This is a genomic window from Paenibacillus sp. P46E, from assembly GCF_001909095.1.
Lineage (GTDB): Bacteria > Bacillota > Bacilli > Paenibacillales > Paenibacillaceae > Paenibacillus_AQ > Paenibacillus_AQ helianthi.
Window position 1 is genome coordinate 72,523 of sequence record NZ_LVYZ01000037.1, and the last position, 22,067, is coordinate 94,589.

A 22,067-nucleotide genomic window follows, 5' to 3' on the forward strand; every position below is an offset into this window, starting at 1 on the left:
TTCCTTCTAGAATTCCAGAGCAGCCGGTATATCTGGCCCGCCCGGCCATTCCTTCTTCAGCTCCCCTTCTGCTGAATGAAATCAAATAGAGCATCCCTCCATATCAGAGAGATGCTCAGTGTAGTTAATTATCTGTTCCCACTACAAAATTCAGCACATACCGCTGCCCCGCTCCTGTTGCAAATGGGGCCAGGCCATCCCCAAGGGTACCCCTTGTGTATTCATTATGTTAGAAAATGAAGGTGCAACCACCTGATTAGCCGTTCAAAATGCCGCTATCTGCAACAACGTTCAGCCATTCCCTGGCAATCAGGTCATGACCGGAATGTGTCGGATGGACACCGTCCCACAGCCAGTAAGCCGCATGTGCTCTTGCCGCCGCCGCATCGAAGGCAGCCTGCAGCGGAACATGCACCGCGCCGAACTCCTCTGCCAGATCCAGGACCACCTGCTGATAATGGGTAATATGCTTGGACCACCCCTCCCAGGCTTCCGAAGGAGCACCCGTGTTAAGAATAAACGGCTCACACAGCACCAGTTTGGTCTGCGGGAGCACCTCCCGGGTTTCCTCCAGCACATGGCGGTAAGCCCGCTCGTACCGGTCCGTTACACCGCCAGGCTCGTCTTTCATCATTCTCCAGATATCATTAACCCCGATCAGAATACTTAGTACATCCGGCTGAAGATAGATCGCATCCTCATTCCAGCGGGCATAGAGATCCGAAATGCGGTCTCCGCTGATGCCCCGGTTATAGAATACCGGCTGCTGCTCAGCCAGCTCATTGCCGAGCTTGCCGCCGATGATGTACGCGTAGCTGTGGCCGAGAATATGATTGGGATCTTCGTCACGGCCACGGTTGCCGTCGGTAATCGAATCGCCTTGAAACAGAAAAACCTTGTTTTTCCCAATAGTTGAACTAGTCATCCATACTCATCCTTTGATTGAAATTTAGTGGTTGTGGATACTGTACAGGGAGCGCCCGTTTGGTTCCCATCATAGCAGAAAAATGTTCAAAAACACTAGCTAGGGAATGCTCCCCTGCATCTACAGCGACTTATAGAAAACGCTTTTCCGACGCACATATAATAAAGCCTCTCTAAGGAAAGAGAGGCTTGGGGGTTTCTGAAGATGATTCAGTAAAAAGCTGCAGGAAGAACTTCATTTCACATCGGCCATATAGGTATTACTCGGCACCTACCCCATGTGTCAAAGGTTCAATGAATGAATGCGCTGAAGCGGATTGCATAACTAATGCCGGAGCGCCAACAGCAAAAAAAATGCTACCTGCTGCCAGCAGCAGAGCCACTTTTCTTCTCATTAATCTTCTGCACCTCGCCAATTAGAATTTTGTATCTTTCCTGATCCTCGCTGGAACTGAGATGTCTGTATTGCTCAAATAATACTACGCACTGAACAATATGGCTGTCACTATTCATTCTAACAGAAGTTTCCAGACATTGGAATAAGTATGCGATACCATTCTTGATTCTCTGGGCATTTAAGCAATATACCGCCAATTCGTACAGCAGTACCGTATATTTGTCTTCGGTCACCTGGGCATTCAGTTTCCCCATTCGGGTCTTCAGGTCTTTGAGGCCCAGTCGAGGCTCAAAGCGTTCAATGATTTCATCCACGTTCAAGTCCAGGCGGTTGGCCGCCTGCATGATTTTGGTCAGGCCGGGGACCATTTCGTTCTCTCTGCCGCTAATGAATTCAACATAATCCGCAAGCACCCGGGTCTCTCCGGTCATCAGACGATACAGATATGTATTGGCTTCAGCCCATTCCTTGAACTGCTCCATAATCTGCCGGGCCTCCTCCGTCGTCTCCTGAACCCAGCTGAAATCAGAATACAGCGAGACATAATGAAGGGCCTGGATATAATCCCCGCGTTCATCACATACTGCCGCGCGGAGCAGATGGGCATAGAGGATATAGAAACAAAGGGGCCTCGCAGGTTCTTTCTGGACCGTACGGCGGCTGACCTTGTGATACTTATTCTGATATTGGATAGATGCCTTGTGCCCCATCTCCTCCGCCAGAGCCTCCACTCTGTTCCAGCGGTGCAAGGACGCATAAATATTGGCCAAATCCTTCAGCGCATTCAGCTGATCCACCTCATCAAGCCGCTCGACAAAGTATTCAAAATGCATCGCCGTCCGCAGATTGGCATCCTGATCTTTCCCCAGGGCAATGGTAAACAGCCGGTACTGGCAGAGAGCCAGCCGCTCCGAATGCTGATATTTCTCACTCTCTGCCACACCTTCATATAACAATGCTGCCGCTTGGCGCTTGCCCTGAGCAAAGAATTCCTCCGCTGTTTCAAACAGTGCCTGGGCATAAGAGATATGATCCATAAGGGTCTGGACAACCTGCCGGATGCATTCTAGCTTGTCCAGCTCCGCACAGCGCTGCAGGAAAGGGCCCAGCCGCCGCCAGTCCGGGGTGGAGTGAACAACACATTCATCTATGTATAATTCATAAAATTCACCTTCGGGAAGCCCCATCCCCGCTGTTATCCGGTCCAGCTGCTTCATGGCAATGGGCCGGTTCCCATTGATAATACTGCTGAGCGTACCGGAATTCACCCCGGATACCCCAGCGAATTGATTAATAGTGATGCCTTCTTTTTTCAAATAAGCTTCCAGTTCTGATTGTATTGTTGTTGTTATTGATCCCAAACAAACACCTTCCTAAGAACCCATATATTTGAACTATAATCCAGATATTCCTATATATTAGGTTTTATACCGGGATAGGTCAATGTGCATTGGCACGCTAAATATGGGTTGACAGATCTGGTTAGAGCCGTTCCACTACCCGGCCTCAGGTCAGGAGATCAGCCTGGACTCCTCCGCCTGCTCTGCGGCACGCCGGATGAACCGCTCGAGCGGCTTCTGCAGGGTAAGGGCAAGCAATAGAGCAAGCAAGCCAAAAAGGACCAAATGCAGAGCATCACGAACAGCAACCTCCGGGAGTATGCCCCCGACCGCCTCTCTGAGCAGGCTTATGGCATATGTAAACGGCATATACGGATTCAGGATTTGAAAGAAACGGCCGGTAATGCTGACCGGGAAGGTTCCTCCAGAGCTGGAGAACTGGAGCACCATAAATACAATGGCTATGCCTTTGCCCAGGTTACCAAAGATGTAGACCAGTGTGAACACAATTGTCACAAATACAATACTGATCAGGACGGCAAACAGCACAAACCACAGCTTGTCGGCAACATAGCATTTCAGCAGATACATATTGCCAAGTACCGCCACCAGGGCCTGGAGCATGCCTACAGTCAGAAAAGTCAGCAACCGTCCAAAATACAGCTGGTACCTGCGGTATGCGATCCCTCCAGTATCAACACCGGTCCGCAACAGAGAAATGAGCAGGGTTCCTCCTACCCACAAGGCAAGCACTACATAGAAAGGGGTCATGGCCGAACCGTAATTGGGAATCGGATATAATGCCTTTTCCTTCAGCACCACGGGATTTGCGAGAAAATCGCTGGTTCCCTTGATATCTCCGCCCAGCAGTTCAGCGATTTCCTCCAGATTGACCTCCTTTTTGATCTCGCGGACCGTATCAGCAGCGCGGCGGACGGCCTGCTCCAGGACTGGCAGGTCATTCCGCACCAGTTCTGCCGCCCGGTTCACCCCCTGGTCTGCGCGGGGAAGTCCGGCAGTAATCCGTTCGGACACAAGGCGGAACTTGTCCTCTAGCCCCGGCAGGTCGTTCCGGGCAAATTCAGCCGCCGTATGAATTTTTTCTCCGGCAGCGGGCAGCCCGTTCTGAATGCGCGGCAGCACATTTGTGATGAAATCGCTGAATGCTGCCAGCCGGCCGTTCATTCCGGCTTCCGCCGCACGAACCTCATCTGACATCACTTGCAGAGGTTCCCGCAGCGCGGCCAGGCCGGTCTGCCCGTACTGGATGGCGGTCCCCGCTTCATCCAGCACCGTATCCAGCGCCGCCAGCCGTGCGGGCGCCTCCTGCAAGGCCGTGGCGGCATTCCCCGCCGCCACAGTGAGCTGCTGCAGCGTGCCCTGCAGCGCATGCTGCCCCTCCGCGCCGTAGCGCGTGAGAATTCCACCCAGCGCCTCAGCGCTCCGGGCGGAATTCTCACCGAGCTGCGCCAGCGCGGCGGGGTCCAGCTTGCCGCCGCCCCGCAATGCGGCGGCAAGGTGTGCCGCCTGCGTAGCGCCGGCGGCAAAAGAAGCCCGCGCCCCGGCCAGGGCGCGGAGCTCGCTGCCCGGCACCGCGCCGGGCGCGAGGGTGTTCACGGCGGCGAAGAGAGCCGCCGTGTGCTGCAGCGCGCCGCTTCCGGCGGTCAGCCGGTCTGCGGCCAGCTGCAGCGGGTCCGCCGCCGCTGCGCCCGGCAGCGGGGGGCCTTCAGCGAGCTGGCCTGCCAGCAGCGCGGCGCTGTCTGCACTCTGCTGCAGCAGATAGAGATTCTGCTGCAGCACCTGCGGAACAGCGGCAAAAGCCGCGCTGTTCTGCGTAAGGAACTGCTGCAGCTCCTGCCCGAAGGCGGGCCCTCCTGCAGCAATCCGGTCGGTCTGCGGCAGGCCCTTGGCGGCCGCAGCAACAACGGCGGCAGCCTCATCCAGCCGGTCTGAGGCAAGGCCCAGCACCTGTCTGGCCTTAATGAAATCAGCGTCCAGGCCGGACAAGAGCTGTGCCGCGTGCGTTAGGTCCGGGAGCCTGCCCTGCAGCTCCTGCAGCCTGCCCGCGGCATCGCTGATCTGCCCCCAATGCTCATCCAGCAGCTCTGCTGCCCTGCCGGCCTCTTCTACCTCCGGCAGCTTGCCCGTAAGACTGGCCATCCGTCCGGCCGCACCGGTGATCTGCGGCCAGTCCTCCTGCAGCTTCAATACCAACTTCCCTGCCTTTTTAATTTCCGGCAGGCTCGCCTCCAGCTTAAAAAGCCCCTGCTCCACCTTGCGGATGACCGGCAGCTCAGCCTGAAATTCACGGTCAATGGCACTTAGGGCAGTAAGCACTGTGCGGCTGAGGGTTTCGGTGAAGCGCCCGCTAATCTGAGCGGTAATAGCGGAAGCGCCTTTGGCAGTAATTTTTGGAGCAATGGCATTCATTTTTTCATTTACTGTATAGTCAACTTCCGGTTTTACCAGTTCACCTTCGAGGACCCCTGCCATCCGCTGTGAGAACTCTTCCGGTATAACAATGCTGGCATAATAATCTCCGCGCTGCACCCCTTGCACTGCTGCTTCTGCATCAGTGAACGTCCAGCCCAGCGACTTGTTACCATGCAGGCTCTCCAGCACCTCATCCCCGATGTTGAAACCTGTACCGTTCACAGTGGCCCCTTTATCCAGACTGGCTACCGCGACTTGGATGCCGGATGTATTGCTGTACGGATCCCACACTGCCGCCACATTGACCCAATCGTAGACCGAAGGCAGGACCGCAAGTGCGGCAACCAGCAGCAGAGCTACCGGAGCTTTGAACAATCCCATCCAATCCCTTTTATAAATCTGCCATATTGCCGCCATATTTGCACTTCCTCCCATGCCGTAATCTGGATAGCTTAATATGCCCAGAAAGGCTTATTTAAAGTAATAAATTCATTTCTGCTTGTACCTAATTTTTCCGTTTCACAGGTTGAAAAATTTTTGCAACATTTTCACCGGAATTACGTTAATAAAGGTACAAAGCCCGTTTGAGAAAATCAGCGAAGGGTAATGAGGTATATAGACGTATACCGTGTCATATTCATATCAAGGGGGAATTTTTACATGTTCAAAAGAAAATCGGTTGTTCTGTTTCCTGCTCTGGTCCTCCTGTTCCTCTCCCTCGTGACTACGGCTAGTACGGTAGGTACACGCGCAGATGCACAAAGCGGCAATAAGACTCAGGAACTGACGGTTTATATACATGCGCTGAAGTCCAAAGACGGACATACGATCATGACCGCTGACCAAATCGAATGGTACCAAGGTGCTGAAGCGAACCGTATCTTTGCTGAACGTGAGCCTGAGGCAGCGGCAGAACTTGGCGGAGTACCGGATGATTACTATATTGTGAATGACAGTGACTCGCTCACTTCGTACCCGATCGCTGACAATGCTTCAGTAACCATGCAGATTTACGACCATACAGGGAAGCCGGGGGATTTGGATATACAATGGAATGAAGCGATTACGCTTCACAAGTTCATGACGGAATTCGCCAAAAAGGACATCATCGATCTCAGCCAATCCCCATACCACATTACGGTTCAGGATGGCAAGGTGATCTCGATCGTACAGCAATACATTCCGTAACTTCATAATCTGCACACCAAACGAGCACCGTCTATATAGACGGTGCTCGTTTGGTGTGCAGTAATATCTGTAAAGTTACACGACCGGAAGCTTCGAAGTTTTCTCAATGCTAACTTCAATCCGATTGATTATCTATCGTTACTGTAATTTGTAGTTTGAATATGTGTAAAAAGGTTAGATACCCCCTAAACATTTTAGGTCGTAAGCGCTTTACTTCGGGCCGGGTTTCATTAATAATTAGAGTATAAGCAAGTGTATAAAAGTCTGAAAAAGGGGATATACGGATGACTGCTTTTGAACTGCAAGTGGATACACCGGTTGATCTGGAGATCACCGGCAAATTTGTTGCCCCGTCCTCCGATTGGGTTCACCTGAGCAGAGTACTGCAGGATTACGAGCTTATTGTCATGACTGAGGGCGTGTTATATTTGGCGGGTGACAAACAGCAATTTGTAGTCTCCAAGGGTGAATATCTCTTACTTCCCCCGCTCACCAGACAATACGGAACCCGTTCATCCGATTGCTGCTTCTACTGGCTGCATTTTTCGGCCAAGTCCGGGATCACAATTACCGATGTGGCCATTTCCAACCATAGTGAGCAAGATAATGTCATTCTGTTACCCCAATATGGGACCCTGAAGAGCCTGGAGAAAATTATCGTAATGATGAAGCAGCTGCAGGATTCAGTGCGGGGCTACAATCATAAAACGCTGAACAATTACATGGCGACAGTCATTTTATGCGAGCTGTACAACCAGTTGTTCCATGCGGATACCGATCCGTCCAAAAAAACCAAACAGGAGCAGCTCTACAACGATATCGTGGACTACATAAAATGGAGCCGGAGCGAGCATATCAAGGTGTCGCAAATCGCCGCTTACTTCGGATATAACGATAAGTACCTCTCCCACCTGTTTACCACCATCTCCGGCATCTCGTTGAAGCAATACATTCTTCAGCAAAAGATGGAGCTGGCTAAATTCCTGCTCGCCGACACGAATCAGAACATCAGCGAAGTCTCCATCCAGCTCGGCTATACAGACTGCCATAATTTCATGAAATCCTTCAAGAAGATCGTCGGCCTGACGCCTACAGATTTCCGCAACGCTTATGCGAAGCGGCTGCTGTTCTATGAGTAACCCTGGAAGATTCTACAGACCGAAAGATGCCCCAACAACTTATGCCAGTGAGTTGTTGGGGCATCTACAAACAAAAGTCCCTTCTAATGTGATAATTTAGGGCTTAATTGGTGATCTTCACATTGCCAAACACAGCCTTATTCTTCGCGTCATCCCCCGGATTGCTGAGCGCTATACCGATATACACCTGGCGGTTCATCGAGATCTGTATGGTTCCAACCTTCGTCCAGCGCTTTCCGTCAGACGAAACTGAGCCGGTGAAGGTATTTCCCTTTCGGTTCAGCTTAAGCCAGCTTGGAGCAGAAGCATCTGCTGTCTGGTCAACCGAGTTGCCCGTTGTCTCTTTCCGATACTGGAAGGTTGCCCCATTCTCAGGGGTAATCATCATGTCCGCGTGCTTTGCATCATGCCCCAGCGACTCCCGAATCATAACGCCGGCCTTGGCCCAGCCGTCCATACGTTCAGTTGATCGCATCTGAACAATGATCTCCGCATCCCCCTTCACAGGTTGATAGACAAAGTTCAACTGATCCGCTTTCCCCCAAATATCCGTGGATGTGCTGCTCATTGTAAATTGCTTTTTGGTAGAATTATATACAACATTCCCCGGCATGGAGCCGATATTCCTTGCCTTCCACCCTGTTGGCAGCTGGGCCGGATAGTCATGTTCACCCGGAGGTGTCCAGTCCGGTGTCGGCCATGTCGTACGTTCATCGATTTTGGCCAGCTCGGCTTCAGGCCAGGCCCCATAAGAAAAGAACGACAGACGCTTCACGCCAGGGTAATTCTCGCGGATTCCCTGGTAAATCTCCTGATATTGATCATCAGTCCAGTCATTATCCAGCGTTGCTACAATTTCCACTTGGCTGCTGCTGATCCGGTCGCTCGTATCCTTCAGGATACCGTATGCCGTGCTGTACACCCAGTCGCTGTTGAATTCCCAGTCATCAAAGTACGCCATAGGAGCGACAAAGTCGATAGACGGCATTAATTTTCTTTGCCTACTACATCATTCTGTAACACAAATAAACCCGCAGAAGCCTGTTTACGCATCGTTTCGACCGGAGTGTGATACCCGTCGTCATGATGTAAACACAGGCTCCTGCGAGCTTTTCTACAAAAAACTTGCTGATTAGTGAAAGCAATACGTGGCCTGTGTTGTCATTTCGCCACAATCGGTACGAATATATCCGATAGATGATAGCCCATTTTTTCTTTGAATACCTTGGGTGTAGTAACATGGGTCATTTCGTAACGTTCAGCTGAATCATTCTCGCTTGTTGATATTTCGAAGCATCCACTTGTGTCAATCCATGCGCGAATGGATGCTTTAGTTTCCTCAATGGCCACTTCCTCTGCATCTTTTGAAGTTGCAACTGCATATAATCCCCCAGGGAAATCGGCAACCTCGTATCCGCCTGTATCTTTGTATCCTTCTGGCAGCGCAAAAAACCATTCCAAGTAACCTTTCTTGACGTTATACCACATAAAGTCGCGGGGCGTAATGTAATGCTTGACATCGACAGAAGACCACCATTGGTCAAACGCTTCGAAATCCTCCATAGATGATATGTTTCCCGAATTAACGACCGTTAGAGGTGGGATCTCAATTACACGGATTCGCTCCATATTCACAAAACCTCCGGAAATAGAAGTACTTTAACCAAGAGTATAAGTATAATGGATAAATCAGGTAATGAAATGCATCACAAGTTTTAGTAACATCGAAAGTAAAATGCACATTGGATGAACTGAATGATGCAAAAGAGGGGCTCATGCTGGCATTGCGCCTTACAGCTTCCAACGGCAGGTCATCGTTAAATTGCCCCCATGCAGCTCCGCTGTCAGGGAGCCGTTCATCTTGTCCATTAGACTTTTGGCTATGGAAAGACCAAGTCCTGAATTGCTCATATGGACATTGACCGTATTATCGTCTCCGTGGTAAGGCTCATTCCATACGCTTTCGTATAGATTGGCTTTCGTGAATACCTTTTTCGGTGCCGATAAAAACAATGCGACAATCTCGTACTCCCGGACAGTCAGCACAACCTCCGCCCCCTCTGCCGTAACCGTTTTGGAATCGTGGTCAAGCACCAATCCCTTATGCTGCAATACGCTCGGCACAGCCGGAGGAGCGATCTGCGCATGCCGGCGCAGATGGGAATCGATGAGCGCCGATACTTCCTCGATATCGAAAGGCTTCGTAATGAAGTCATCCGCCCCTCCGCGCAGAGCTGATACCTTGGTCTGCTGCTCACCCTTGGCCGAAATGATGATCACTGGCATACCGCCCCGCACGCGGATCCATTTAAGCAGCTCCTCGCCCGTCATTCCCGGCAGCATCAGATCGAGCAGTACCATGCTCCATTGCCGTTGCTCCAGATAGAGCAGTGCCTCCGTTCCGGAGAAGGCAGGCTGTGGTACGTAACCGTTTTTTTATAATGCTATACAGTAGCCGGCTGATGTCACTGTCGTCATCGGCCACGAGAATATTAATCGAATTATTCATCTAATCTCCTTGTACTATCTGTAATCAGCTTTCAATCCCATGTTCATCAGCATTTATGATAGACTATCTTTACCTCTGATTCCAGAACAGCATTTTTTATGACCTGGAGAAGAGATTAATTTGGACTCCTGTGGTTCGCAAAAAACCAGCAGACCCACTCCGGGACCTGCTGGTTTTTTGTGCAAAGCAATTTGGCTGAGAGGGGCTCAATACTGAAGCACAGGCTCCAGCACATGATTCTGAACAGTGATACTGTTCATGGCTGTATTATTAATCCATGACAGCGCGAGCGTTCCTTCGCCCATATGAACACCTACTACCGGAACAAAAGTCATGATTTCTGTACGCACAGAAGGCGACATTTCCTTGATGGCCGACTCCAGGCTCAGAACCTCTTCCATATTGTTGGCATGCATAATGCAAATATCCCGGATCAGGCGGATATCCTTGTGGAGTGTCTCCAGCAACTTTTGCTTCGTCTTCTTGAAGGTGCGTATTTTGTCCACAACGACAACTTTGCCTTCATCGAACTTCAGCAGCAGATGAATCCGCATCAACTGGCCCAATACAAGCTGGGAGCCAGAGAGTCGCCCGCTGCGGTGCAGCTGGCTGAGACTGGCAGGGAGCCAGAGAGTCGCCCGCTGCGGTGCAGCTGGCTGAGACTGGCAGGGATCAGATAGAAAGACATCTCTTCAATGATATTTTCGATTCTGCTCTTAATCTCCTGCGCTGAGCAACCTGCCTGCTGCCAGTGAACGCCGCGCAGAATCATCTCACGGATCGGGTAAGCGCCTACCTTGGAATCAATGCCAATGACGGTAACTCCAGCAATCTCCGCTGCCTGCATAGAGGTATGATAAGTACCACTAAGCTCGGAGGAACAATGGATCGCAATAATTTCGTCATAGTCTTCCTTCAGACGCTCGTATAACTCTACAAACTCACCAATCGGCGGCTGGGAGCTGCCAACCTTGTCATTCTGGCGCATTTTATCATAGAACTGATCGGCGGTGATTTCGATATTTTCTTTATAACATTCATTATTGACAATTAGACGGAGAGGAACAATATATACATGGTTATTTATGGCGAATTCAGGTTCAATTGTGCTGGTGCTGTCGGTTACCCAAGCGATGGATTTCATGGCACTGCTCTCTTTCGTGAGGGATTGGTTGCGATCAGGAATCAGCAGCTTCAACTATCTGCATATTCATAAATTATACAGGAAACCAAGCGCTCTTATAGCGATTACGAGATAATTACCGGCACTCTTTTCAACATGATTCGACATAAATTCACATTTTACATGATAGATATACCTATTAAAGAACAGACTGGATATGGTATGTGGAGACGCTAAAAAAATTGCCTCTACTTATGATTTACTACTGCCTCATGGCTGGGCGCACCAAAAGAACGGCATCTCTGCCGTCCTTTAACATTTGAAATCATCGAATCATATATGCACCTTGCTCATAATCATCGGCGTCCTTCCAGTGAACGCGCAGTGACTTTGTAGTGTACAGTTCCGCGCTGTCGGCAACCTCGAAATGAAGATGTGGTTCGCTGGAATTACCCGAGTTACCGCATTTACCCAGCGTATCTCCGGCCTTCACTACGTCACCGGTTTTGACGCTGACCGATCCCTTTTGCAGATGAGCGTAGTAGCTGAACTCTCCATTGCCATGATCGATAATGACATGGTTCCCGGCAATCTGCTCCGTATTCTCCTTACCGACAGGCTTATTGTCTTGGATGTCATTGACGATTTTCACAACTTTGCCCGCTGCGGCAGCCAGAATAGGTTTTCCAAAAGCAAAGTAGCTTTCATTTTTGGTGGCGTCGCCTTTATAGCTGAACCCATTGTTTACCACGATGAGATCATACGCATACCGCTGCTGCTCAGCCCCATAATGATAATTAATTAGCTCGTTCGTTCCCCCCCAATAGACAAACCATTTCCCTTGAAAAGGAAGTTCAAAAGTCGTTTGAGTGCGCTTCGCATCCGTCTCAGGATACTGCTGCATCGTATTAAATATTAGCGCCTCTATCTTGTTCTTTCTGTCAAACAGAGCTTGTATTGTTTTTTTTCCTTTGGGGTCCTTCCAAGCATAGTAGCTGGTATTGTTTATGAGAAGATGACTAACCAGTTTATAGGATGTGACGTTCTTGTGGTTGAGGCTGACTTGTTTCTTGAAATCCTTTAACGAAAATTGCTTCTTGAATCCGGCTCCGAGTTGTCCATAAATACGTTCATATTTCTCTTGCTGCAGCAGTTTTAAAAGTTCGTCCGGCCGGAAAGAAGCAGCGGCTACTGCTCCTTTCGAGACAGAGTTTGCTGATACAACCTCAGGCTTGGCGGACTCAGCCGACGCCGAGGCTGCGAGTGAGCCCACAGTCAATATGCCAGCGAGGCTAAGCAGGATCAGGTTTCTTTGGCTAATGATATTGTTCATCCGTTTTCTCTCCTTTATATGGGTTTCACGGATAAGTGTATGCGATGAAGTTTAACACCTGCGAAACGAAACCTTATGATTGTATTAATCCGGAGATTGAAAAGTTAAGGTTCCGTTAAGATTTATATTGTGCTGCTGAAACAAAATGAATGATATATTTAAATGGATACCAAGTTATGTAATAGGGAGATAAGGAAGCGATGAATCAATCAAAGATTCTAATTGTGGATGATGAATCGTCCATTCTAAAACTATTGAAAACGGTATTAAATAAAGAGGGATTTCCACTCGTCGATACGGCCACAACAGGCGAACAGGCCTTACTAGCCTGCCAAACCACCAAGTATGACCTCATCCTGCTTGATGTTATGCTGCCGAAGCAAAATGGCTTCGAGATCTGTCCATGGATTCGGCAAACGACAGATGCCCCTATCCTGTTCTTAACAGCTCGGGTAGGCGATTTTGATAAATTGACCGGGTTTGCCGTTGGGGGCGATGATTACATTACGAAGCCGTTCAATCCGCTAGAAGTGATTGCGCGTGTCCGGGCACAGCTGCGCCGGTATCTCAAAACTGCCGAGGTTCCCACTTTGAACCGGATATACACTTACAGAACATTTCAAGTGGACGAATATGCTGGAGAGCTTCGCGTGAATGATGTCACCGTCGATTGTCCGGCTCAGGTCTTTCAGCTCCTCTTGTTTTTTTGCCAAAGCCCCAACCGGGTATTCAGTAAAAAACAGCTGTACGAGCAAGTTTGGGGCGAGCAGAGTCTTAGTGACGACAATACAGTTATGGTTCATATCCATCGTATTCGCGAGCGCATTGAACCCAATCCCAGTGAACCAGTATATTTGATTACGGCACGTGGCCTAGGTTACAAACTTGTTCGTGAAGCTGAGGATTAATGCGATGAACATCAAGAAAAGGTTTATCCTTCAATATATTAGGCAATTGCTGTTTATCGGCGTCCTTCTATTTGTTCTATTTTTAGGCACATTTACTTTTAGCATTGTAAAGCTGGAGCGGCTTGATCAACAATTGGACTTCATTAAACCCAGTTTGCCTGTGCTCACAGACTCCATTACCCATCATGACGGTAAAATACAATTTGATCCGAAACTTCTTGCCGAGGTACGCGAGCAGGGGGGCTGGCTACAGGTTCTGGGTAAGACAGGAGAGATTATTGCCGCTTACAATACTCCAGCTGATGTTCCAGAACGTTACACTCCTGGTGAGCTGATGAGCTATTGGAAAGCCGAGAAGGATTCCCCTTACGGACTATATGCATGGATTCAAGAGCTGGATGGACAAACCTATACCCTCTTATACGGAGTGAAGAATGATATTGCCATGCTCAAAAAAAACTTGCTGCAGCAAGTGACATGGAGAGCGGGCAAGATTGAAGTGAACGGGAGCTTCAAGCAGCAGCTTAATGATATTCATGGCTCGATCGAGCTGCTCGATGGGAATGGGAAGGTACTAGGAGGTTACGGACAAAGGGGCGAAGCGCCAGATCATTATAGCCTTCAGGATTTGATGCTGCGTAACCAATATCCGGAACGTTATGGCATGCAATCATTTACGGTTTATGATTCTGCGGCAGGCAGCACCTGGGTCATTCATGCTCCCCTGTCTACAACGGTGGCTTCATGGGTCAATGGCGATACGTATAAGGAAGATATTACTGTATTCTTCTGGAAATCTGCTGCTTTGCTTGTGATGATTCTTATTCTTCTCCTGCTTCTTGCTCTTTGGTACGGTCACCGGTTTGGGACACCCATTCTGCATATGATTGATTGGCTTCACTCTTTGGCCAAGGGCGAATTACGTGAACCGATCAGTCCTAACTCCAATGGGATACCTCTTAGCCGTAAGCAGTCTGGACATTTAAAAGAAAGATTCCGCGTACATGCCGAATTGATAGAATCCTTAGCTCACTTAACAGAGACATTACAGAAGAACGAGCATATTCGTAAGCAGCTGGAGATCACAAGAGAAGACTGGATTGCAGGTGTGTCGCATGATTTGAAGACACCGCTGTCTTCCATAATGGGGTACGCACATCTCATGGAATCGAGAACGTATGAATGGTCACAAGCAGAAATTCGTGAATTTGCAGCCATTATGCGTGAGAAATCCACTTATATGGATGAAATGATCAACGATTTAACCTTAACCTACCGGTTGAAAAACGAAGCCTTTACGTTTGAATTCGTCCCGACTGACATGAATGAATTCGTCGATCAAGCCATACAAAAGTGGAAACAGCATCCTCAATTTGCCAATGTTCCGATTCATTATAAGGCTTCGGAAGCACCGATTATCTATCCAATAGATGCCAGATACTTCAGACGCGCTCTGGAGAATCTGCTTGCAAATGCTGCCCTCCACAATCCTGAAGGTACATGGATCAACGTTTCTATAGTTAAGAATAACGTTTCGCAATTTGTAATCCAGATACAAGATAACGGGGTAGGCATAGATATAAAAACGAAGGAACTGCTATTCGAGCGCTACTATCGCGGTACCAATACGGATGAATTAATCCAAGGTACTGGACTCGGTATGGCAATTTCCAAGCAGCTTGTGATCCAACACCGGGGACAGATTGAAATAGAGAGCCAATTGGGGACCGGTACGACAATTTCATTAATGTTTAGCACGACAAGATAATACAATCCATCCTTTATTCAACTAGGCAGTACTAGAAGCAATAACCTAATGAAAAAAGCCCAAGCCACTTGTCTGCTTGAGCTTTTTTCAATTCCTTACTCAGACTACGACAAACTATTTATAATCATTTAAGGGCCCTTGATCCATTATAACTTCTACCATATTTGAAGGTCCCATCCTGAGGATAGGCCTAAACTCCGAATTCGGTCTACTGTATAGCTCCAATGGGCTTATAATAACGCCGTCTGGCGTAATATGAAGTATTCCGGGTACACAGGTATAAATCTTATCATTATTATTGGCATTCTTGGCGGATATCGTAACGGACGTTCCATTATGATTATCTATACTCATGGACACCTTATATCTGTAGAATGAACCGGTTCCATTGGACTGAGCTGAATAAACCACAGGAACAACTGCAAGAATATCATCTTTTAATCTTAATTTTATAACCTCTGTCTTCATAGCTTTGCTGCTTCTCCCGACATCGCCCATATGTTCCACAGTCCCGTTACCAAAACTTTTGAGAGGAGGTGTCCCCTCCGCACCAAACATAGCTACATCAATCTGCTTTCCATCCATTGTGTAGACTAAAGCATATATATCATAATCCGTCCCAGTTTTCCAAGATACAGTAGCCGTGATTTCTGGTGTTTTATCAATAATAACTGGCTTTTGCCCTTTATCGAGATTTATCTTACCCTTTACCTTTTCAAGGCTTATCGATAACTTCAAGTCAGGTTCTTTTGAGGTATGATTTTGAATTGTCTGAGGTTCGGAATGCTTGTCTGGCTCATCAGCTTCAACCTCAACACCATAGTTTTTACATAAACCTTCAAGCCCGGAATCAAATCCGCGCCAGATTGATTTTGCCTTTGTCTGACCATCTCTTAGATATAATTCCAAAACTACGATTCCATTTTCATGCGTGAAACTGGATGGTGATAACTGAATAATCGTATTTTCGGTACATATCTCGGCTGTTAAATTCTTTACATTCGAAAATCCCGTGCTGTTATCCTCTGTCAGAGTTATAGCTATTTTTGTTATACCTTGAGGGACTTTACCCATGTCGAAATTAATTTTATGAACTTTTGTATTGCCCACTTTCTCGGATGGTAAAAGAGTAGCTACACCTGAGGAACTTGTTGGTTGATTATAAAAGATAACCCCGCTATCTCCTTGTACCTTGTCGGAATCCGTTAAAAGAAATGCTGTTAATGAAATGTCTATTAAAGTAGAAATTTCGTGACTAATCGTAATATTACCTTTTGCGGCACTTAAAGTTGTATTTGCTCCCATCTGAAGAAATTGATTCATTTAAACCACTCCAATCCATTAATGGCCCGTATTCAAGTTGACTCTTTAATTCCCGAAATTTCAGAATACATCCTGACTTACTTATATTACCACAAGAAGGTAATACTTAAGATTTGCATTAACATATTGTCCCTTTTGTGGTACGGTTCACCGTTCACTCTAGCGGCGAACAATAAAGGGCATCCTACCGGATGCCCCTTCAGTGCTCTTAACCTACTAGTCTATACAACGGTTTAACCATAATACCTCAGCACTGGGGGTCTCTCCTCACGCTGCAGCTGTTGTATTATTTCGAGAGCTTAATAAATTTAGCTAGGTTGACAGCTGCCTCTGCGCGAGTGATGGATGACCCCGGAAGGAACTTGTTGTTCCAACCGCTTATAATATCTGCTCGCTGAAGTGCCGTAATCGAATCTGCTGCCCAACCGCTGATGCTTGCCTGATCTACGAAAGGGGCAGTCTCGTTTGCCGAAGGAAGAATTATACCTGTCTTCGATGTGAAATTCGTGTGGGGCATCCTTATCTTTTTTGCAAAAAGATCCACCATTGCCGGTCAAAACCGGGAATAAAAATCTCTTCGCAGCCCTGAATCCCGTTCAACCAGCGTCTGGTCAGGGGGATGATATTCTCAAACAAATCTTCCGGGTAGCCCCAGTCAAGGTCCAATTGAAACATATAATGATTCATAGCGATAATGCCATCTGTCCGCAGAGATTTCAATAAAGTGTGGATCAAGGTGATAAAAGGCTGCATGGCATGAACTTCGAGTGTACCTGAGGCAACCTCCTGCTGAAGAAGTTTGATCATGGCCGGCAAAGTTTCCATCCAATCCGTATGGATGGTGTCGATTCCAGCCTGTCCGCACAAAATCGCCTGGATGATATCATTGACCGCATGCTGAAAAACGATAAGATCCACTGACCCGGAAGGCAGATGTTTTTCGAGATAAGCTGCATCTTCCTCTATGACTTTCATATGCAGGGGAAGGCCCAGCGTTTTCTGCAGCAAACTGGTGGTGAGGCTTTTATTCATATTGGCCGTTATGTATGTACTGTTTGGATGGGTTCGTGCCATGACCTGGGGAACCATATCTGCATCACCGGAAGCCACCTCCAATAATGTCAGGTCATCTCCCAACTGCAGCGCTTCAAAAACTTCTGCCCAACGCGCTCTGAAGTAGACTTCATTTACAACGGTAAAGTGGGCAATCGGACTTTCCAGCAACAGTTTAAGCTGGTGTTCAACCTCGTTTTGTGGGAGGGAGCGATATTGCTTCAGTTCTTGCTCGCTCAAAAAACGTTGTGCGCGCTCATTTATTAATGGGTAGCATTTGTCTACGTCGTCTAATGGAATCATAATAAGCTTCCCTTCCTGGCTATAACTATATTTGCTACTATTATAATTATTAATAGATTTTCCAACAATCTGTATTATTAAAGATATATAGGTTAAAATAAAAGTTTTTCCGAATATTACAACCACGTATCTGAATTTTTAAAATCAATAGTCTTGATTATCGGCCTCTGCAAAGGGTTACAAGTGAAGCCGTCCGACTTTGCCTATACTTCGTTCAGGCCGCCATTTCCCCTTACGTGATTTTGCAAAACATTATTTGGTCAAATCCCGTTTCTTATACTCAAAGGGTTCTTCACACGAGTAGATATCATGGAAAAATCCCACATACGGGATATCGTCCTCCAGACATTTAATGCGATATGACAACTCCTCATCACACTCCAGCTCTTCGCCGTTGTGCTGCTTTCTGTATAATATAACTTTGCGGCAACAAAAAAAGAAGAAGCTCAAGCTACACCTAGCTTAAGCTTCCTCTTTTTAGCTCATGCACGTCCTGCTGATTCAGCGATTTTTCCTGCACGGGCTTCTTTCTTCCACTAGGATCTCCACTAACGCTACAGCAGTTCCTTGCGGAGCTGCTCCGGCGATTTCGGCGAGAGCAGGCCGAACGGGATATCGAAGACGGTGTGTGCGCCGGACTCTCCCTTTTGCGCCAGACGGTAGGCCGCGCGGGCATAGGCGACGAGCACGCTGGCGGTAAATTCGGGATTGCTGTCCAGCTTCAGACTGAACTCGACGATCTGCGTATTCCCCTCCCCGGTCCGCCCGCTTCGGATAACATGGCCGCCATGCGGCATTGCGCCATGTTCGGCAGCCAGCGTCTCTTCGCTCACGAAATGAACCACAGTCTCATAATCGGCAAAATAATTCGGCATGTTGCGGATCGTCTCCGCAATCGCCCCGCGGTCTGCGCCTTCCTCAGCCACTACATAACACTCGCGCAGATGCTTATCGCGGGTAGCCAGCACCGGGTTCTCCCCACTGCGTACGCGCGCCACCGCTTCTTCACGCGGAATAGTGTACTGGATGCCGTTCTTGACTCCGGGAACACGGCGGATGGCGTCGGAATGACCCTGGCTTACGCCTTTGCCCCAGAAGGTGAACTCGCTGCCTTCCGGCAGCACAGCTTCTGCCAGCAGACGGTTCAGTGAGAACAGTCCCGGGTCCCAGCCTGTAGAAATGACGCTGACAGTCCCCGCCGCCTTGGAGCTGGCGTCCACTTCCGCATAATACTCCGGAATTCGCGCATGGGTATCGAAGCTGTCAACCGTATGGAACAGCTTCGCCAGAGCCGGGCCCTGTTCCGGCAGATCGGTTGCGGAGCCGCCGCATAGGATCAGCACATCAATTTTCCCCCGATAAGCCTCAATATCGTTAATGGACACCATCGGTGTGCCCGTATCTAACGTGTGGGGATCGCGGCGCGTAAAAATCGCTTCCAGCCGAAGATCAGGATTTTGCCGGATTGCCGCCTCGACGCCACGTCCGAGATTGCCGTAGCCGACGATGCCGATGGAAATAGGTTGGGTCATGGTTATTGTGTCCTCCATTTCATAATATGCTGGATCAGATCCAGCCTCGGGCACTCATCGCTTCGCTAATCCGTTTAATGGAGATCATGAAAGCAGCGGTGCGCAGATCGGTACCGTGCTCACGGGATAAGGCACGGACCGCATCATAGGAAGCGTACATCCGCTGCGACAGACGCTCCAGCACCTCTTCTTCCGTCCAGTAGTAGTTGGCCAGATTTTGCACCCATTCGAAATACGATACGGTGACGCCGCCTGCATTTGCCAGAATATCAGGAATGACTAGCACGCCATTTTCCTGCAAAATTTTGTCCGCCTCTGGAGTGGTCGGGCCGTTGGCCGCTTCGGCGATGATCCGGGCCCGGATGTTGGCTGCATTGGCGCCGGTAATCACATTCTCCAGTGCCGCGGGGACAAGGATATCGACATCCAGCTCCAGCAACTCTTCGTTAGTAATCACGTAAGACTCGCCGTAGTCAGCCAGATTGGCATGGTCTTTGAGCGCAAAGACTCTCGGCAAGTCAAGACCCTCCGCCTGATACAAACCGCCCCTCGAATCGCTGACCGCAACAACCTTACAGCCTTGTTCGGCCAGCAGTTTAGCCGCAATCCGTCCGGCGTTGCCGAAGCCCTGCACCGCAACTATTGCACCTTCCGGAGATACATCCAGCTCCTTGAGCGCAGCAAGCACTGTGTACACGCAGCCTTGTGCCGTTGCTTCATTCCGTCCTTTGGAGCCGCCGAGGATGAGCGGTTTGCCTGTGATGACGCCCGGCGTGTTAACGCCCTTTAGGCGGCTGTATGTATCCATCATCCAGCCCATAATCTCCGGTGTCGTGTAGACATCCGGCGCTGGAATATCTTTATCGGGACCGATGAAATCGGCGATAGCCTCCATAAAGCTCCGGCTGACGCGTTCCAGTTCACCTTTGCTCAGCTTGTGCGGGTCACAGATAACCCCACCCTTGCCGCCACCGTAAGGCAGACCCACAACGCCGCATTTGAAGGACATCCACATCGACAAAGCTTTGACTTCGTCCAGCGTAACGTCGGGGTGGAAACGAATGCCCCCTTTTCCCGGACCGATCGCATCGTTGTGCTGGGAACGGTAACCTTCGAAGACGACCACGCTTCCGTCATCCATCTTGACGGGAAAGTTGACGGTCAGCACACGTTTCGGTTTTTTCAGAATATCGGTAATATGCTGCGGAAGCTGCAAATAGGCAGCCGCTTCATCAATCTGTTTTTGTACAATTTCATAGGGGTTTAAGGTCTCTTGCGCCAGCGCCACGTTCTCTGTAATGCTCATGTGCTTCAGCCCTTTCTCCATCTGATTTTGCGGTTCACCGCATTAAAGAAGGTTAGAATACATCTTACATCATACGTTAGCTTTATAAAAGACTTTTTACGGAAAATCATTGTTATTTTTTTCATCAGATACGAAAATATTCGAATTAATCGCTTACATTTTTGCTTATAGATTGGATTCGGGCTAGATACGCCCTGCCGAACCGACGGAAGGGACTTTTGCTGTGAATCTGCAAAAGTCCCCTTCGAATGGGTGCAGCGTATGGGTTTTGCCTCATTCCGATACGGAATGAAGTCCCTTAACCTCTATTAGTTTTTTACTAAACTGATACGCTACATTAACGCCGGGGTCGATGGCAAATGTGGTGGCCGACATTTGCGGTATGAATTGCGGTGGAGGAGCCGTCGGCGCTTGAACACCTCCCGGTGCAACTCCCGATGATGGCTGAAGCGGTAATAGTGTGCCAGATTGCCCTCATCCTCATATGTATCGAATTCAGCCGTCTGCTCCGCAAACGTCTCCAGCAACTTTTCCACATTCAGTCCATGCCGCAGCGCAGTCCAATGTAGGAAAAAAAGGGAATAGTAGAATAATGCCGAACTACATAACATTATTCGGATGAATATATAAATGAGGTTGGAAGGTTGGCAAAATGAATAATAATAGAAACTGGACAGTTTTGTTTATTGGTGGAGCATCGGGAATAGGTAAATCAAGTATTGCTTATGAAATTGCTCGATTTTATGGTGTGAATGTCTTGGAAGTAGATGATGTTCACCTATCCGTAAAAACAGTTACAGCAAAGGAGCATTTTCCTGTAATTCATTATTGGGATTCTGGTATTGACTGGAAAGATGTTGGAGTTGACGGCAATGTAGACTGGCTGATTGGTGTAAGCAAAGAAATGGCTCCAGTATTAAAAAAACTCGTAAACAGGCATATTGAAGATAAAGTACCTATCATTATTGAAGGTGATTTTATTGATCCTGATTTTACATTATCTTTCGATAACCCGGAGGTAAAATCAATATTTATACAGGAATCAGACAAAAATCAAATAGTGCAGAATTATTTAGCAAGAGAAGGTGGCGAATTACAACATTATAGAGCTGAAATAAGTATTTCGTATGGAGATTGGATAGCGGATACCTGTAAGCGAAATGGGATTGATTTGATCGAATCAAGACCTTGGAACACTGCTTTAAGCAGAGCCATAAAGTGTTTATTGTAATGTAAGGCCTTAGTCTACATAGGTAAAGTAAAGCGGATACCCATGTGTGAAGTATCCGCTTTTTATCAACGTCTCCTGATTGTGGAATATACAATTTTACCGATGATCCCGCCCGTGAGCCAAAGCCATTTGATAAACAATACGACGGCGAGTACTATCACACCTAGGATTACATTTTTCGTCCCCTTGCTCATACGAAGTCTCCTCCCCTTGCAAAGTCCGTCAGTGACGCTACTTGTCATAACATTTGCCAGCGT

At 48.3% G+C, this 22,067-nt stretch carries 19 protein-coding genes; 5 read left to right on the forward strand and 14 right to left on the reverse strand.

Translation table 11 applies throughout. The annotated features are described in order from the left end of the window. Window positions 1-256 precede the first annotated feature (256 nt). The 3 genes from A3849_RS12770 to A3849_RS12780 all read right to left on the reverse strand — a co-directional run bounded on the left by A3849_RS12770 (window position 257) and on the right by A3849_RS12780 (window position 5,511). Entirely contained in the window at window positions 257-925 is a 669-nt protein-coding gene (locus tag A3849_RS12770) for an SGNH/GDSL hydrolase family protein (RefSeq protein ID WP_074111771.1), read from the reverse strand. Window positions 926-1,281: 356 nt separating this feature from the next. Next, complete coding sequence (locus A3849_RS12775) at window positions 1,282-2,682, reverse strand: helix-turn-helix domain-containing protein (RefSeq protein WP_178382671.1); 1,401 nt, start codon at window positions 2,680-2,682, stop codon at window positions 1,282-1,284. A 150-nt stretch (window positions 2,683-2,832) separates the two neighbouring features. After that, a complete protein-coding gene (locus A3849_RS12780) occupies window positions 2,833-5,511 on the reverse strand; it encodes a YhgE/Pip domain-containing protein (protein WP_074111772.1) in 2,679 nt (892 codons plus the stop codon). A gap of 243 nt (window positions 5,512-5,754) precedes the next feature. Here A3849_RS12780 and A3849_RS12785 point away from each other — a divergent pair, with 243 nt between their 5' ends. Beyond that, on the forward strand, window positions 5,755-6,282 hold the full coding sequence (locus tag A3849_RS12785) for a hypothetical protein (protein ID WP_074111773.1): 528 nt from the start codon (window positions 5,755-5,757) through the stop codon (window positions 6,280-6,282). 284 nt (window positions 6,283-6,566) lie between these two features. Next, entirely contained in the window at window positions 6,567-7,421 is an 855-nt protein-coding gene (locus A3849_RS12790; protein ID WP_074111774.1) for an AraC family transcriptional regulator, read from the forward strand. 103 nt (window positions 7,422-7,524) lie between these two features. On the opposite strand, the gene A3849_RS12795 is transcribed toward A3849_RS12790, so the two are convergent. From A3849_RS12795 to A3849_RS12815, 6 genes are all read right to left on the reverse strand, one after another. Beyond that, window positions 7,525-8,409 (reverse strand): DUF1349 domain-containing protein, encoded by an 885-nt coding sequence (locus A3849_RS12795; RefSeq protein ID WP_074111775.1) that lies wholly within the window; start codon window positions 8,407-8,409, stop codon window positions 7,525-7,527. A 173-nt stretch (window positions 8,410-8,582) separates the two neighbouring features. Continuing rightward, window positions 8,583-9,050: a transcriptional regulator gene (locus tag A3849_RS12800; protein ID WP_074111776.1), complete on the reverse strand. Its 468-nt coding sequence runs from the start codon at window positions 9,048-9,050 to the stop codon at window positions 8,583-8,585. Window positions 9,051-9,212: 162 nt separating this feature from the next. Continuing rightward, on the reverse strand, window positions 9,213-9,812 hold the full coding sequence (locus tag A3849_RS12805) for a response regulator transcription factor (RefSeq protein WP_372237762.1): 600 nt from the start codon (window positions 9,810-9,812) through the stop codon (window positions 9,213-9,215). A gap of 324 nt (window positions 9,813-10,136) precedes the next feature. Further along, on the reverse strand, window positions 10,137-10,484 hold the full coding sequence (locus tag A3849_RS33545) for a DegV family protein (protein WP_372237760.1): 348 nt from the start codon (window positions 10,482-10,484) through the stop codon (window positions 10,137-10,139). Continuing rightward, entirely contained in the window at window positions 10,484-11,074 is a 591-nt protein-coding gene (locus tag A3849_RS33550; RefSeq protein ID WP_256700757.1) for a DegV family protein, read from the reverse strand. The genes A3849_RS33545 and A3849_RS33550 overlap by 1 nt, the downstream gene beginning before the upstream one ends. Before the next feature lie 304 nt (window positions 11,075-11,378). Beyond that, on the reverse strand, window positions 11,379-12,386 hold the full coding sequence (locus A3849_RS12815; protein ID WP_074111778.1) for a M23 family metallopeptidase: 1,008 nt from the start codon (window positions 12,384-12,386) through the stop codon (window positions 11,379-11,381). 200 nt (window positions 12,387-12,586) lie between these two features. Here A3849_RS12815 and A3849_RS12820 point away from each other — a divergent pair, with 200 nt between their 5' ends. Next, the gene (locus A3849_RS12820; RefSeq protein WP_074111779.1) at window positions 12,587-13,294 is read left to right on the forward strand and encodes a response regulator transcription factor; all 708 of its coding nucleotides are present in this window, start codon (window positions 12,587-12,589) and stop codon (window positions 13,292-13,294) included. Between the two features lie 4 nt (window positions 13,295-13,298). Further along, window positions 13,299-15,062 carry a sensor histidine kinase gene (locus tag A3849_RS12825; protein ID WP_074111780.1) on the forward strand — a complete coding sequence of 588 codons (1,764 nt, stop codon included), beginning with the start codon at window positions 13,299-13,301 and terminating at the stop codon, window positions 15,060-15,062. Between the two features lie 114 nt (window positions 15,063-15,176). On the opposite strand, the gene A3849_RS12830 is transcribed toward A3849_RS12825, so the two are convergent. The 5 genes from A3849_RS12830 to A3849_RS12855 all read right to left on the reverse strand — a co-directional run bounded on the left by A3849_RS12830 (window position 15,177) and on the right by A3849_RS12855 (window position 20,579). Then, the gene (locus A3849_RS12830) at window positions 15,177-16,385 is read right to left on the reverse strand and encodes a TerD family protein (protein ID WP_074111781.1); all 1,209 of its coding nucleotides are present in this window, start codon (window positions 16,383-16,385) and stop codon (window positions 15,177-15,179) included. A gap of 286 nt (window positions 16,386-16,671) precedes the next feature. Continuing rightward, window positions 16,672-16,932 carry an S-layer homology domain-containing protein gene (locus tag A3849_RS33970; protein WP_074111782.1) on the reverse strand — a complete coding sequence of 87 codons (261 nt, stop codon included), beginning with the start codon at window positions 16,930-16,932 and terminating at the stop codon, window positions 16,672-16,674. Next, window positions 16,905-17,867, reverse strand: a complete 963-nt coding sequence (locus A3849_RS12840) for a hypothetical protein (protein WP_143191802.1) — start codon at window positions 17,865-17,867, stop codon at window positions 16,905-16,907. Before A3849_RS12840 ends, A3849_RS33970 begins: the two co-directional genes overlap by 28 nt. A 428-nt stretch (window positions 17,868-18,295) precedes the next feature. Further along, window positions 18,296-19,273, reverse strand: a complete 978-nt coding sequence (locus A3849_RS12850) for a diaminopimelate dehydrogenase (RefSeq protein WP_074111785.1) — start codon at window positions 19,271-19,273, stop codon at window positions 18,296-18,298. A gap of 34 nt (window positions 19,274-19,307) precedes the next feature. Beyond that, window positions 19,308-20,579 (reverse strand): Glu/Leu/Phe/Val family dehydrogenase, encoded by a 1,272-nt coding sequence (locus A3849_RS12855; RefSeq protein WP_074111803.1) that lies wholly within the window; start codon window positions 20,577-20,579, stop codon window positions 19,308-19,310. 652 nt (window positions 20,580-21,231) lie between these two features. Between A3849_RS12855 and A3849_RS12865 the strand changes: the two genes are divergently transcribed. Continuing rightward, the gene (locus tag A3849_RS12865) at window positions 21,232-21,810 is read left to right on the forward strand and encodes a hypothetical protein (protein ID WP_074111786.1); all 579 of its coding nucleotides are present in this window, start codon (window positions 21,232-21,234) and stop codon (window positions 21,808-21,810) included. Window positions 21,811-22,067: the final 257 nt, after the last annotated feature.